Origin of the sequence: Actinacidiphila rubida (assembly GCF_900110255.1) — a bacterium.
Taxonomy (GTDB): domain Bacteria; phylum Actinomycetota; class Actinomycetes; order Streptomycetales; family Streptomycetaceae; genus Actinacidiphila; species Actinacidiphila rubida.
This window is the reverse complement of sequence record NZ_FODD01000003.1, coordinates 347223-360713: the sequence shown is the minus strand read 5'-3', so window position 1 is coordinate 360713 and position 13491 is coordinate 347223. Positions and strand designations below refer to the sequence as shown.

Annotated in this window: 9 protein-coding genes, 1 other RNA gene and 3 pseudogenes; 7 read left to right on the top strand and 6 right to left on the bottom strand. The window is 73.3% G+C overall.

The features are described from left to right. The coding region (locus BMW99_RS04650; RefSeq protein WP_075016284.1) for a transposase at window positions 1-200 on the bottom strand (200 nt) is incomplete at its 3' end. Window positions 201-397: 197 nt separating this feature from the next. Between BMW99_RS04650 and BMW99_RS04645 the strand changes: the two are divergent. After that, window positions 398-600 (top strand): annotated as a pseudogene (locus BMW99_RS04645) (IS5/IS1182 family transposase); the annotation flags it as partial. Between the two features lie 314 nt (window positions 601-914). Continuing rightward, a complete protein-coding gene (locus tag BMW99_RS04640) occupies window positions 915-2636 on the top strand; it encodes an FG-GAP repeat domain-containing protein (protein WP_069465896.1) in 1722 nt (573 codons plus the stop codon). 788 nt (window positions 2637-3424) lie between these two features. On the opposite strand, the gene BMW99_RS04630 is transcribed toward BMW99_RS04640, so the two are convergent. Continuing rightward, window positions 3425-3682, bottom strand: a complete 258-nt coding sequence (locus BMW99_RS04630) for a hypothetical protein (protein ID WP_141726337.1) — start codon at window positions 3680-3682, stop codon at window positions 3425-3427. 262 nt (window positions 3683-3944) lie between these two features. Here BMW99_RS04630 and BMW99_RS04625 point away from each other — a divergent pair. Then, window positions 3945-4553 (top strand): annotated as a pseudogene (locus BMW99_RS04625) (nucleotidyltransferase domain-containing protein). A gap of 294 nt (window positions 4554-4847) precedes the next feature. Here the strand turns inward: BMW99_RS04625 and rnpB are convergent. Further along, an RNA gene (rnpB, locus tag BMW99_RS04620) (RNase P RNA component class A) lies at window positions 4848-5251 on the bottom strand. Between the two features lie 186 nt (window positions 5252-5437). Here rnpB and yaaA point away from each other — a divergent pair. Both yaaA and eda read left to right on the top strand, forming a co-directional pair. After that, window positions 5438-6223, top strand: coding sequence for a peroxide stress protein YaaA (yaaA, locus tag BMW99_RS04615; RefSeq protein WP_075016264.1), 786 nt, complete (start codon window positions 5438-5440; stop codon window positions 6221-6223). 233 nt (window positions 6224-6456) lie between these two features. After that, on the top strand, window positions 6457-7077 hold the full coding sequence (gene eda, locus BMW99_RS04610; RefSeq protein WP_075016283.1) for a bifunctional 4-hydroxy-2-oxoglutarate aldolase/2-dehydro-3-deoxy-phosphogluconate aldolase: 621 nt from the start codon (window positions 6457-6459) through the stop codon (window positions 7075-7077). Here eda and BMW99_RS04605 read toward each other — a convergent pair. The 3 genes and pseudogenes from BMW99_RS04605 to BMW99_RS04595 all read right to left on the bottom strand — a co-directional run. Continuing rightward, window positions 7067-7828, bottom strand: a pseudogene (locus BMW99_RS04605) (histidine phosphatase family protein); the annotation flags it as partial. The gene eda and the pseudogene BMW99_RS04605 sit on opposite strands and share 11 nt — an antisense overlap. Window positions 7829-7856: 28 nt before the next feature. Then, on the bottom strand, window positions 7857-8600 hold the full coding sequence (locus tag BMW99_RS04600) for a zinc ribbon domain-containing protein (RefSeq protein WP_069467652.1): 744 nt from the start codon (window positions 8598-8600) through the stop codon (window positions 7857-7859). Beyond that, on the bottom strand, window positions 8597-9511 hold the full coding sequence (locus BMW99_RS04595; RefSeq protein ID WP_075016263.1) for a Nif3-like dinuclear metal center hexameric protein: 915 nt from the start codon (window positions 9509-9511) through the stop codon (window positions 8597-8599). Before BMW99_RS04595 ends, BMW99_RS04600 begins: the two co-directional genes overlap by 4 nt. 1332 nt (window positions 9512-10843) lie before the next feature. Between BMW99_RS04595 and BMW99_RS42630 the strand changes: the two genes are divergently transcribed. After that, complete coding sequence (locus tag BMW99_RS42630) at window positions 10844-13030, top strand: hypothetical protein (RefSeq protein ID WP_107485329.1); 2187 nt, start codon at window positions 10844-10846, stop codon at window positions 13028-13030. A 314-nt stretch (window positions 13031-13344) separates the two neighbouring features. Beyond that, window positions 13345-13488, top strand: coding sequence for a hypothetical protein (locus tag BMW99_RS41170; RefSeq protein WP_177226053.1), 144 nt, complete (start codon window positions 13345-13347; stop codon window positions 13486-13488). The last annotated feature ends 3 nt before the right edge of the window (window positions 13489-13491 follow it).

Below are 13491 nucleotides of genomic sequence, written 5' to 3'. Positions count from 1 at the left end.
CGGCGAGCGGCCCGCAACGCAGCAGACTCGCTCGACGGCGTTCCCGGTCGCCGCCCGTTGTCGATGTCGTCCTGCCGCAACCACTTCGACAACGTGACGGGATGGATGCCGAGCTCCACCGCCGTCTGTTTGGCTTGCTTGCCGGCGCGGACCAGCGCGACGGCACGCGCTCGGAACTCCGGAGGATAGGGACGAGGCATGACTGCCAGCCTTCCGTGAAGGGCTGTCAGTTAGCCACCAGAACTGGAACCTGAGAGGTGGGGCAGGTCAGGTCAAGACGTCACCCGATCGTGCACCAGACCCCTCTGAGCTGAGCTGGGCTGTTGCGCTGGCAGACAGATGAAGCCCTGGTAGGTGGGTTCTCGGCCAAGAGAACCGTCTCCACCAGAGGCTTCACGTGCTTGCCAAATTGTCCGGACTGGACCTGTCCAGCTCTGCCCGCTTCCTCAGCGCCCACCTGCGGGAACATCACCGGGCTCTCGGCACCCGATGGCATCGCCTGAGCGCGGGCCGGCAGGCCTACTCGCCCTCGCCCACCTCCGCAACGGCCACCCGTACGCCCAGTTCGCAGCCGGGGTCGGCGTCGGCACGACCACCTCCTAGCGGTACATCACCGAAGCCGTCGACCTGCTGGCCAAGGCCTGATCTGGCTGCGGTCGGGAATGACGGAAGCCTGCATCCGTACACCGGCGACGGGACCGGATCCTTCACCCCGACCGGGACCACAGACGACGACGGCTCCAGGGCAACGATGAGACTCGCCGCCCAACCGGACTCTGGGAGGTGTCCATGGCTCCCGCCACGGGCACCCGCAGGCCCTCACTCACTCACACCTGACACACTGTGCCCGGTCTCGCACACGCGAGACCAAGGGGAGGGGAACCATGTCTTCGCGTAGTGCACGAACTCGACGCGTGACACTCGCCATTGGCCTGATCGGCGCCGTGATCGGATTCACGCCCGTCCAGTCCGCGGTGGCCGACGGGACGCCGGCGCCGTCGATCTCGGTGGCGACCACGCACGATCTCGACCTGTACGGCCCTGCTCAAGAGCTGGACGTGACCGTCGACTCACCGCCCACCACCGACGCCTACGCGCGCCTGGAGATCCTGGGGCAGCAGACGGGTCTCCACATCACCGACGGCTCGGGGACGGAGCTGCCTCTGACCGTTGGCACCGGTCGGTGGCAGACCAACTACCTCGAAGTCAAGATCGGGCAACAGGACTCCGACGGCAACGGCATACCCGGCGCACCCATGACGGCCGGCACCATCCGCCTCCACGTCCGTGCGGACTACCCCGTCTCCGAGACGGTGGGCATCAGGGGAATTCTTGTCGACGGCGCGACCGGCAACGAAATCACCGAGTCCCCAGGCCCCATTGTCACGCAGTACGTGTACGGCAGAGCAACCGTCACCGGAAGCGCGAAAACCGCCGTGACAACCGGCTTCGCCCGAAGCGTCCGCGCGTTCAAGACCGGCTTCCATTCCGCAGGAACGACCCCCGTACCGCCCACACACACCACACTGACGTTCACCGCCGCGCAACTCGTCGCCGCCGGCTACACCGCCGCCCAGCTCGCCGACTCGGTGCAACTCAGCCTCGCCACCGGCACCAACCCCGGACCGTTCGCACCGCTGGCATGGACGCACAACACCGACGGATCGCTCTCGATCACCCTGCCGACCATCGACTGGTCCACCGTGCAGAACACCGGACTCAACGACCAGGACCTCGGCATCCAGGCCAAGTGGGGCCTTCCCGCCGGCAAGCTCATCGGCACCGCGCAGGTCCTGGACGACCAAGGCCACACCTACGCGAGCTGGGCGACGGAGGAGTTCGACTTCACCGCCGACATCCGCCCCGCCACTCTCCAGGCCGCCTTCTACGGTATCGACACCGGCGGCCGGCTGTGGCAGTACTGCGGCCAGGTCTGGACTGCACAGCCCAGCTATTACGAGCAGCGCACATCCGTCGGCGGCGGGTGGAACACCTACTCAGCGATCACCGCGCTCTCGCCGCTGAAGGCGAACGGGACCGGGGACATGGTCGCCCGCGACCGCACCGGCGTGCTCTGGTACTACGCCGGCACCGGCACCCTCGCCCGGCCCTTCGACCCGCGCATCCGCATAGGCGCAGGCTGGAACATGTACAACCAGCTGACCGGAGCCGGCGACCTCACCGGCGACGGCCACGCCGACCTCCTCGCCCGCGACACCACCGGCGTCCTCTGGCTCTACAAGGGCACCGGCAAGCCCAGCGCGCCCTTCGCCGCCCGCATCCGCATCGGCGCCGGCTGGAACTCCTACAACCTCCTCACCCAGGCAGGCGACATCACCGGCGACGGGCACCCCGACCTCCTCGCCCGCGACACCACCGGCGCGCTCTGGCTCTACCAAGGCACCGGCAACGCCACCGCGCCCTACGCCGCCCGCGTCCGGATCGGCACCGGCTGGGGCACCTACACCCACATTGTCGGCATCGGCGACCTCCTCGTCGACGGCCACCCCGACATCATCGCCACCGACAAGACCGGTCAGCTCTGGTACTACGCCGGCACCGGCAACACCGCCACCCCGTACAAGCCCCGCGCCGCCGCCGGCACAGGCTGGGGCATCTACACGAACCTGCTCTAGGCGAACTCGGTCCGTGCGACAGCGAGCTGTCGCACGGACCCAAGCCAGCAACCCGCGCGTGCGCCACACAGATACCCCTGGCTCATCCCCACGTGAGGGCTTCACGATCGCCCCGCGACAGAGGTAATGGTCCCCGCCCGGTCGGCCGTGACGTGATGCGGTCTCCCCACCCGGTACTCGGGGGCGGGACAGACCTGCTCGCTCAGATTCCCCAGGACCTGGCAGGATGCCCGCGTGCTCATACGGAGGATGGCGGGCTGCCTCGGCCTGCTAGCTGCGCTTGTGGGATGCAGCGGCTCGGACAACGCTTCTCCCGTCCCGGGCGTCACAGCGCGTGCGGAGGGGAGTGCTTCGATGGACCCGAACTCGGTTGGTGTACTCGTGACGTTCGTGGGTGGGCCGGCGGACGGTCGGACCGAGTACATGCCGATGCTTCAGGCGGCTGGGAAGGTCACCATCTCGGGTGTGTCCTATCAAGGTACCCCGGGCCCGCCGCCGGAAGTTAAGGACACCGCGGAGGGGCTGGCCGAAGTGCTACGGCCTGTCTGAGGTCGTCGAAGCACGCTCCGTGCCGTCGGCGGGCGAAGCCACGTGCAAGTGGCGCCGAAGGCGCCCTTGGCCGCTCGGCGCCGCCCGCACACGCTCCACAAGCGGGCGGCCCCGACTCGTTGCCAACAGCACCGTGTGGGGAACGAAGAGCAGCCCTGACCGGTTTTCAGGCTCTGACCGGAAGTCCGTGAAAGGCCAGCGCAGCGAACGGCATCACGAACCGTCTCCTGACGCAGGCCTCAGCCGCGCCCGGTCGCGGCGTCTGGTTGGCCCAGCACCCGGCCGGTCACCGGCGCACCGAGCTCGGACACCTCCTGCCAGCCGTAGACCGACTTGGTGATGAACGCGACCCGCACCACGTCGCGGGTCCATACGGTGGCACCCTCGCCGTACTCCGCCAGCTCCCCGAACGCCTCGGTCTCCGAGTCGAAGCTGTACTTACGCCCCTTCGCATCCTTGATCATCCATTCGCGCGCGGGCAGGTTCCCCATTGCCATCCGAAACACCCCCTGTTCTGACAGAACCGCAGCTCACGGCCTGATTGGAGACTCGTTCGGTGTAGCGTAGACCGAGGCTCCGCTGTGGCTGCGTAGGGGGCCGCCCGCAAGCACGGCTGGATTCCCCGAGCCTGCTCACAGCAGGTGGGGCGCAGCCTTTGAAAAGGCCTGCTGATGATCGTTCACGAAATCGCGGTCAGAGCCGGTTTTCAAGGCTCTGACCGCGGTTCCCTGAATGATCATGCGCCAGTACCCTCGCTGAGTGACACGCACCGAGACGCCGTGGGGCCGCTGGGAGCCAGCGGTCCTGGCCGATGTAGCGACGCTGTTCTCGTCGGTCGAGGTCCCTTGGTGGGTTGCCGGGGGTTACGCCATCGAGCTCGCGGTCGGCTACTCGTTCCGAGAACACAGCGATGTCGATGTCCTGTTGCTCCGCCGCGACCAACTGGTCGTTCAGCAGTTGCTGCCGGCCTGAGAGTGGTGGGCAGCGGACCCGCCCGGGACCCTCAGGCTGTGGCAGCCAGGAGAGACCTTGCCCGCCGAGGTCCACGACATCTGGTGCCGCCCCGGCCCTTCGGAGCCCTGGCAGATCCAAATCATGCTCGATGAAGCGGAGGGCCGAGACTGGATCTCCAGACGATGTGCCCAGGTCCGGCGCCCAATCGACCTCCTTGGCAGGAACTCGGCACAAGGCGTGCCCTACCTGGCGCCAGAGGTTCAGCTCTTCTACAAGGCCCAACAGCCCCGGCCGAAGGACGAAGAGGACTTCCGGGCTGCACTCCCAACACTCGATGCCGGTCAGCGACACTGGCTGGCAACTGCCATCGCCCAGGCGTATGGAGATCGTCCCTGGTCCGAGAAACTTCGGTGAGTCCCGAGACGGCACCCACCGGGCCATGCTCCTTCACGCGATCGCGGTCAGAGCCGTTTCCAAAGATCCTCATTCACCCGGGCGGGGTCCTTTACAGGACACCTGCGGCAAAAAGTATTGTCCGATCCGTCCACCCCGCACGTCTCCGCAGGCCAAGAGCGCCGGGCTCGGCCTCCAGTTCGCACTACGGTGCCACTTTCAGCGCTTCAGGATCGCCCCCGTGGCCCCAAATTGGACCCGCTAGGCGATGCGCAGACCACGAATACCCGCCTGACCTGCGGAAACGAGGAGCGGCAGACGAGTCGGGCTGTACGCCGGGTTCTGTTCCCCGGGGTCCTCGCGGACTCCGGGGCGACGGCCATCCATCTAGGGCTGCCGTTGCCGGCAGCCTCGTGCGGTCTACCCGCGGACTCGGGCGGGCAGCCCTCGGACGTCCGCGCGGGACCGTATCGCTACGGTCCCTCTTGACCTTGCTCCAGGTGGGGTTTACCAAGCCGTCCAGGTCACCCTGGACGCTGGTGGTCTCTTACACCACCGTTTCACCCTTACCGGGGACCGAGGTCCCCGGCGGTCTGTTCTCTGTGGCACTGTCCCGCGGGTCACCCCGGGTGGCCGTTAGCCACCACCCTGCCCTGTGGAGCCCGGACGTTCCTCGGGGAACCCCCGAAGGGACTCCACGCGGCCGCCCGCCCGGCTCGTCTGCCGTGGTCACCATCGTAGTGGTTCGGGCCGGGCCCGCCGCACACGGTCGCCGCGGGCCGCCGGCGTCCTCCCCGCGGTGCGGGCACGCATCCGCCCGCCGCCGGGACGTGCAGGTGGCGGCGGGGGTACGGCGGGGCCGTAGGCTGCTGCGGATCGTGGAGTCCGTACGAGGGAGATGACCCGTGCTCGTCCTGCTGCCGCCGTCCGAGGGGAAGGCCACCGCCGGCCGGGGGCGTCCCGTCGCGCTCGACGGGCTGTCGCTGCCCGGCCTGACCGCGGCGCGGGCGGCCGTCCTGGACGAGCTGGTCGCGCTGTGCGGCAGCGACGAGGACAAGGCCGCGGAGGTGCTCGGGCTCAGCCCCGGGCTGCGCGGCGAGGTCGCGAGGAACGCGGGCCTGCGGACCGCGCCCGCGATGCCCGCGGGCCGGCTGTACACCGGTGTGCTGTACGACGCGCTGGACCTCGCGTCGCTGGACGCCACCGCGCGGCGGCGCGCGCAGCAGTCGCTGCTGGTCTTCTCCGGGCTGTGGGGCGCGGTACGGCTGGGCGACCGCATTCCCGCGTACCGCTGCTCGATGGCCGTGCGGCTGCCGGGGCTCGGCGGGCTCGCCGCGTACTGGAAGCCGTTCATGGACGAGGTGATGCCGGAGGCGGCGGGCGGCGGGCTCGTCCTGGACCTGCGGTCCTCGGCCTACGCGGCGGCGTGGAAGCCGCGGGGTGAGGTGGCGCGGCGGACGGCGACGGTGCGCGTGCTCCAGGTCGCCGTCGTCGACGGCGTGGAGAAGCGGACGGTCGTCAGCCACTTCAACAAGGCGACGAAGGGCAAGCTGGTCCGGTCCCTGCTCACGTCCGGGGCCCGGCCCCGCACCCCCGACGGCCTCGCCGGCGACCTCCGCGACCTCGGCTACGCAGTGGACCACACCCCCGGCTCCCCCCGCCTCGACGTCCTCGTCCACGACCTCCACTAGCCCCTCGCCGGGCCGGCTCGCCCCGCCTCCCCGGCCGCGCCCCGGAGACCTCGTACCCTCCTCCGCGGTCGAGGACGACCCTCCTGCCCCACCGCGACCCGCGGCGACCCGCGGCCCGGGCCCCGCGCCCGTCCCGGCCGGGTGCGCGGCGCGGGCCGGAATCAGGGCGCGCGCGTTGCGCAGAGCGCAACGGGCGTTGCAGAGGTTGAGCAGGAGGGGGGAGGATGCGCCGCATGGATTCCGTGTTCGACGTCGCCCCCTCCGTCGTCCCCGTCGTCGTGCTGGAGGACGCCGCGGACGCCGTGCCGCTCGCGCACGCGCTCGTCGCCGGCGGACTCACCGCGATCGAGGTGACGCTGCGGACGCCCGCGGCCCTGGACGCGATCCAGGCGATCGCGCATGACGTGCCCGACGCCGTCGTGGGCGCGGGAACGCTGCTGACGCCGGACCACGTGGCCGCCGCGCAGGCGGCCGGCGCGCGGTTCCTGGTCAGTCCGGGCTGGACGGACCGGCTGCTGGACGCGATGCGCGGCTCGGGTCTGCCGTTCCTGCCCGGGGTGTCGACCGCGTCCGAGGCATTGGGCCTACTCGAACGCGGCGTGACCGACATGAAGTTCTTCCCCGCGGAGGCGGCCGGCGGCACCGCCTACCTGCGGTCGCTCGCCTCGCCGCTGCCGCGGGCACGCTTCTGCCCCACCGGCGGCATCGACGCCGACCGCGCGCCGGACTACCTCGCGCTCCCCAACGTCGTCTGCGTGGGCGGCACATGGATGCTGCCGAAGGACGCACTGCGCGCCCGCGCCTGGGACGAGATCACCGCGATCGCCCGGAAGGCGGCCGCGCTCACGGCCTGAGGTGCACGTCCGCGTTGAGCTGCCGCACGGACGCGTTGCCGTCCGCGTAGTACGCGATCTCCGACAGCGACGCGGGCCCGACCTGCATCCGGAACAGCGACCCGGCCGGGGCGTCCAGCGCGAGCCGGACCAGCGTGGTGATCGGCGTGACGTGGCTGACCACCAGGACCGTGCGCCCGCGGTGGGCGGCCAGCAGCGCGTCCCGCGCGGCCGCGACCCGCGCGGCGACCTCGGTGAAGCTCTCGCCGCCGGACGGCGCCGCGTCCGCCGAGGCGAACCACGCGTCCAGCTCGGCGGGGTGCCGCTCACGTACCTCGGCGAAGGTGAGCCCTTCCCACGCGCCGAAGTCCGTCTCGCGCAGGCCGGGTTCGACGGCGACGTCCAGCCCGAGCCGGTCGGCCGCGGCCTGCGCCGTCTCCCGGCAGCGGGCGAGCGGGGAGCTGACGACGGCCTGGACACCGCCGCGCACGGCCAGTTCCGCCGCCGCGCGCCCGGCCTGCCAGCGGCCGTGCTCCGAGAGCGCGGGATCGCTCCCGCCACTCCCGGAGAACCGCTTCTGCGCGGTCAGCTCGCTCTCGCCGTGCCGCAGCAGCACCAGCACGGTGGGCGCGGCCGGCGCCCCCGCGTCGGACGACCCGGCGTCGGACGGCCCGGCTTCAGGCGACCCGGCTTCAGGCGACCCGGCGCCGGAGGTCCCGGCGCGCGAGACCCCGGCCTCCGACGACCCGCCGCCGGAGGTCCCGGCACCCGCCGCCGCGCCTTCGCGGCCCGTCATCGGCTCACAGACCCGAGTCGGCGGTCCGCACCAGGATCCTGCGGCAGTTCTCGCAGCGCACGACCTCGTCGGCCGGCGCCGCGCGCAGCTCGTTCAGCTCGGTGATGTTGAGTTCGAGCCGGCAGCCCTCGCAGCGCTTCTGGTAGAGCCGGGCCGCGCCGACCCCGCCCTGCTGCGCGCGCAGCTTGTCGTACAGCTTGAGCAGGTCCGCGGGAACGGCCTCGGCGAGCACCTCGCGGTCCTTGGCGACCGTGAAGCCCTCCGCGTCGATGCCCTGCAGCTCGGCGGCCTTGCGCTGCTCGGCCTCGGCGACCTTCGCCTCGACCGACTCGACGCGCTCGGCGAGTTCCGAAGCGCGGCCCTGCGCGGCCTCGCGGCGCTCCATGACCTCCAGCACCACGTCCTCCAGATCGGACTGGCGCTTGGCGAGCGAGGCGATCTCGCGCTGCAGGTTCTCCAGGTCCTTCGGGGAGGTGACCACCCCGGAGTCCAGCCGCTGCTGGTCGCGCACGGCACGCTGCCGCACCTGGTCGACGTCCTGCTCGGCCTTGGTCTGCTCGCGGGCGGTGTCGCCGTCCTCGGTCCTGGCGGCGACCAGCAGGTCGCGCAGCTGGGCGAGGTCGGCGCCGAGCCGCTCCAGCTCGGCGTGTTCGGGCAGGTTCTTGCGCTTGTGGTCCAGCTGCCCGATGCGCAGGTCGAGGGCCTGGACTTCGAGAAGCCTGATCTGGTCGGCGGGCGCGGCGTTCAGCGGGGGGCTCCTGAGCTAGTAGAACGTGAGGACGGTGTGGCGGCGGCCGCCGGAGCGGCCGGTTCCCCGGCCGGCGAGGTCGAGGGCGCGTGCCCGGTCCACGGGTCGGTGACCGTACGCGAGACGTGCGTGCGCAGCGCCCAGCCGTGCCGGTCGGAGATCTCGTCGAGCTGGCCCGCGGCCTGCTCGCACCAGGGCCACTCGGTGGCCCAGTGCGCGGCGTCGACCAGCGCGGGGCGGCCGGCCAGCCGGGCCTCGGACGCCGGGTGGTGCCGCAGGTCGGCGGTGAGGAAGACGTCGACGCCGGCCGCCCGGACCTCGTCGAAGAGGCTGTCGCCGGAGCCGCCGCACACCGCGACCGTCCGCACCTCGGCGTCCGGGTCGCCGGCCACCCGCAGCCCGGCGGCGGTGGCGGGCAGGCCGTGCGCGGCGCGGGCCGCGAACTCGGCCAGGGTCAGCGGGGCGTCCAGCTCGCAGACGCGGCCGAGGCCGCGGCGCCCGGCGGGGTCCGAGGGATCGGGCACCAGCGGGCCGGTGACGCGCAGGTCGACCGCGGCGGCGAGGGCGTCGGAGACGCCGGGGTCGGCGCGGTCGGCGTTGGTGTGCGCGACGAGCAGGGCCACGTCGTTGCGGATCAGCTCGTGCACGACCCGGCCCTTGAAACCGGCGGGGCCCAGCGGGGCGACGGTGGTCGTCCCGCGCAGGTAGAGCGGGTGGTGGGTGACGAGCAGGTCGGCGCCGAGACGGACCGCCTCGTCGGCGACCTCGGGCACCGGGTCGACGGCGAACAGCACGCGGGACACCTCGGCCGCCGGGTCTCCGCAGACGAGACCCACGGCGTCCCAGGACTCGGCGAGCTCCGGGGGCCACAGGGCGTCGAGCGCGGCGAGGACGTCGGAGACAGTGGGCACGGAAGGAAGGTTACCCGGACCGCGCGTGCCACCGGGAAGCGCGGAGCGGACGAGGCCCGGAACGGCCTTCCGGCGGGCCCGAAGGGCCGCCGAACGGCATGACCCACATGCGGCATACGACAGCACACGCGTCCCTCGAACGGTGTGGAATCACCGCGATCAACACCCTTACGTGTGAACCGCCCCCACTCGCGTTGATCGTCCGGAAGTACGAAAACTACGGTCTCGTGCCGGAGGTGGACGACTGCCATGACTGCCAGTGCGAAGACCGCGGGCCCCGGCGCGGAGCCCCCTGCCGGACCCCAGGACGGATCCGGCACCCCGGGCGCCCCCGGCGAAGCCCCCGCGGCGGCCGAGCGCGCGACCCCGCGCCCCCGCGCCGCGCGCACCCCGAACCCGGACGTGGCGCCGCGCCCGGCGAGCGAAGCGAGCCCCTCCACCGAGGACCCCGCGACACTGGCGGCCCGCACCGAGAGCCCCGCGGACGCGAACGGCGCCCATGCCGACGACCCCGCCGGGACGTCCGCGGCTCAACGCGCGGAGACCGCGCCGAGCGCTGTGGCCGTCCCCGGCGAAGGGGGCGCCCCGGCGGCCCGCACCGCGGGCGACCCGCGCAAGCCCAGCACGTCCACCGACGATTCGGCCGCCACCGCCGGCGACGACGCTGCCGACGTGGCGAACGGCCCGAGCACGCCCCGCGCCTCAGCGGACGGCCCCGCCACGACGGCCGCGGCGCCCCGGCGTCGTCGCGCGGCGAAGGCGGCCGCCACCGTCTCGGGGCCGAGCGAGGCAGGCGGGGGCGCGAAGGGCGGCGCAATTGCACCGGCCACGGCCGGTACCGGGGGTGGGGACGGCGCGGATTCGGGCTCGGGTCCGGGCGAGCCCGCGGCTCGGGGCCCGCATCCCGACGCCGCAATTGCGGACGACGCGTGCACGGCGCAGTCGCCCGGCCCTCGACGCGGGACGGCACGCCACCGTGCCCCCGAAACCGCGGACGCGGGCACGCTTGCCGCTCCCCCGGCGCAATTGCCGTTGCCCGGTGCGGGGGACGCAATTGCATCGGCCGCGAGCACGACGGAAGCCCCCGCCATAAACGAGCCCGCGAACCCCTCGGCCACGGCGGGCGCCGAGGCTGTGGCCGCCCCGCACGTGGCCGACGGGGCCGCGAGCGAACCCCCGGCACCGGGCCCGCAGCCCGATCCCGCAATTGCATCCGCGGAATGCGCCGCTCCGGCAATTGCACGGGCGGCCCACGCCAGGCCGGCGGCAGCTCTCGGCCCGGACGCCTCCGCCGCATCGACGCAGGCCTCCGCCGACGCAATTGCGCCTGCCGTGCCCCGCCCCAGCACCGCCCGCCACCGCGCCCCCACCCCGCCGGACGCAGCCACCGGCCGCGGTGAGGTGCCGGACCCCGCCGAAAACCGAGCCCACGTCCCGTCGCAGCCGACACCCCCCGCCGCGGCCGGCGACGACGCCGACACCGCCAGCCCGGCGAACGGCCCCCGCACGGAACCCGGCACGGCGAACACCGACGCCGCGCCTGCCCTGCCGCCGGAGACACCACCGGCCGACCTCGACCTCGATCTCGCCGGCACCGGCACCGGCGCCGGCACCGGCGCCGGCGCCGGCAGTGCCGGCCACGCGGTCGCAGAAACGAACCGCCACACGGCCGAGGAGACCGCGCACCTCATCGATCCCGACCCCGACTTCGATCCCGACTTCGACCTCGACTCCGGCGACCCGGCGGAGTGGGCGCCGCCTGCGGCCACGTACCTCACCGGCATCAGCTTCATGGGCGCCGACGAGGTCAGCCTCGGGACCGGCAGCGGTGCGGACACGGACGGGGATTGCGACGCCCTGGACGCGTCACCCTTCAGCGCCGGCCTCGCGGGCGCACCGACATCCGGCGGGCAGGGCGCGGACGGGCCGAGCGTGTGGCCGCCGCAGCCCGCCGCCCCGAGCACGACCGGCGACGACCACATGGACGACAGAACCGGGCCGAGCCCCTCGGCCTCGAACACCCCCGGCACCACCGGTACGACGGACACGAGCCCCGGGACCGGCGGCACCCCTCCGCCCTGGGTGCCGCGGCCCAGCGGCTCGGCCCACGACCCCGGCACCCGCTCCGACGTCATCACCTTCGTGATCCGCGGCGACGCGGAACCCCGCCCGGACGAGGGCACGGCGGCGGTCGCCCAAGGGGCGCCCGCGACGCGGGAGGTGACGCGGCGGCGCGGGTTCACGCTCGCGGGGGACGGCTCGTACGCCGCGTGCATGGCGGAGGCCGAAGGAGGGTGGTTCGTGGAGCGGTGGACGATGGGGGACGCCGAGCCGTACGCGGTGCCGCTGCCCGGGGCGCAGCCTGAGGACACGGGGACCGAGGTGGCGCCGCTGCCGGACGGCCGGGTGCTGGTGCTGCGACGCGTCGGCGACCGGTACGACGCCGTGCTGCTGTACCCGGCGGGACCGGGGACGGGCGAGCTGCGGGCCGGATCGGTGAGCGGTGAGGAGGTGCGGCTGCTGCCGCCTTCGCCGGTGCCGGGGACGGCGTTCGTGCTGGCCTGGGGCGAAGGCGTCAGTACGGTGTGGCAGGTGCTGGGCACGGGGGACGGTTCGCCCGCGCCGGTGATGACGGTGCGCGGCCGCTGCACCGGCGGCGTGTGGCTGGACCGCACTGGGCGGCTGCTGGCGCTGGACCGCGAGGTGGACGGGCGCGCGAAGGCGGTCGCGGCCGACCTGCACACGGGTGCGGTCAGCCCGCTGCTCCAGCTGACCGAGGACAGCGACGACCGGCTGGTGCTGGCGGAGCCGGACAGCGGCCTGCTGCTGCTGCGCAGCGACGCGGCGGGCGGGACGCGGCTGGGCTGGGGGGTGCTGGGCAGCACCCGGCCCGTGCGCTTCCCGGACGTCCTGCGGGTGCCGGGGATCCAGTTGAGCCCGGTGGCCGCGCAGCCAGGGCAGAGCCTCAGCCCGGAGTCGGTGGTGGTGGCGCTGCGCGCGGAGGCGCCCGGGGGGGCGGAGGCGCTGGCGCTGTGGCGGCCGGGCGAACGGCGCGTGCACTGGCGGGCGGTACCGGCCGGCTGGCTGTCCGGTGCGGGCCTGTGGCTGCCGAGGTCGGACCTGCACCTGCCGTTCGCGACCCCCGAGCCGGGCCTGATGCGGTACGACCTCCCGCCGACGGAACCCGAGGAGCGGGTGGAACGCGCGGCACGGGCGCGAGCGGGCCTCACCGACGAAGCCGAGGACGAGGCCGAGGGCGACGACGCGCACGACGCGCACGACGCGACCCGAACGACCGCCACGGGTCCATCCGGCGCGCCCCCGGCCCACCCCGTCCACACCGCGGACCCCGCGTCCCCGGCAGCCGCGCCGGACCTCGCGTCCGGCGGCGTGCCCGCCGTCGCCGAGCCGCGGGTGGTGCGCGAGCCGGGCCGGCCCAAGCCGGTCCGCCGGCCCGCGGCGGTGCTGCCGCTGCAGCAGGCGCCGCTGGCCGCGACGGTGTCGGGGGGCCCGGCATGAGCCTCCCGCACTCGATTCCGCCGCCGGTCTCGCCGTCGGACCCGCGGACGACGCCGTCGGGGCTGGTGATGCGGGTCATCACGCCGATGCCGCAGGAGCGCCCGGCCCGGCGGCCGCTCGGTCTGCCCGCGACACGCCGGGAGCCCCCGGTGATCGACACGCCGGCCCCGTCAGTAGAATCACCCACAGCCGCGCGCCCGGGTACTCCTCGTGACGGCCGCCAAGTGGCCTCTCCACCGAGCGGGTTGACCCTTTTCGCGCGCTTCAGGCGCACGGGGGTGCGCAGTTCGACGGGGACCACGGGGAGATCACACATGTCCGAAGCAACGCCGACCGAGCACGCGTCCGAGCCGGCCGGGGGCCGCCACCGCGGTGCGGCATCCCGCGAGGACTCGGGGCAGGGGCACATCGACGCCCACGCGCCGCACGGCCGCCACCGCCGCGTCCAGGACAACTGACGG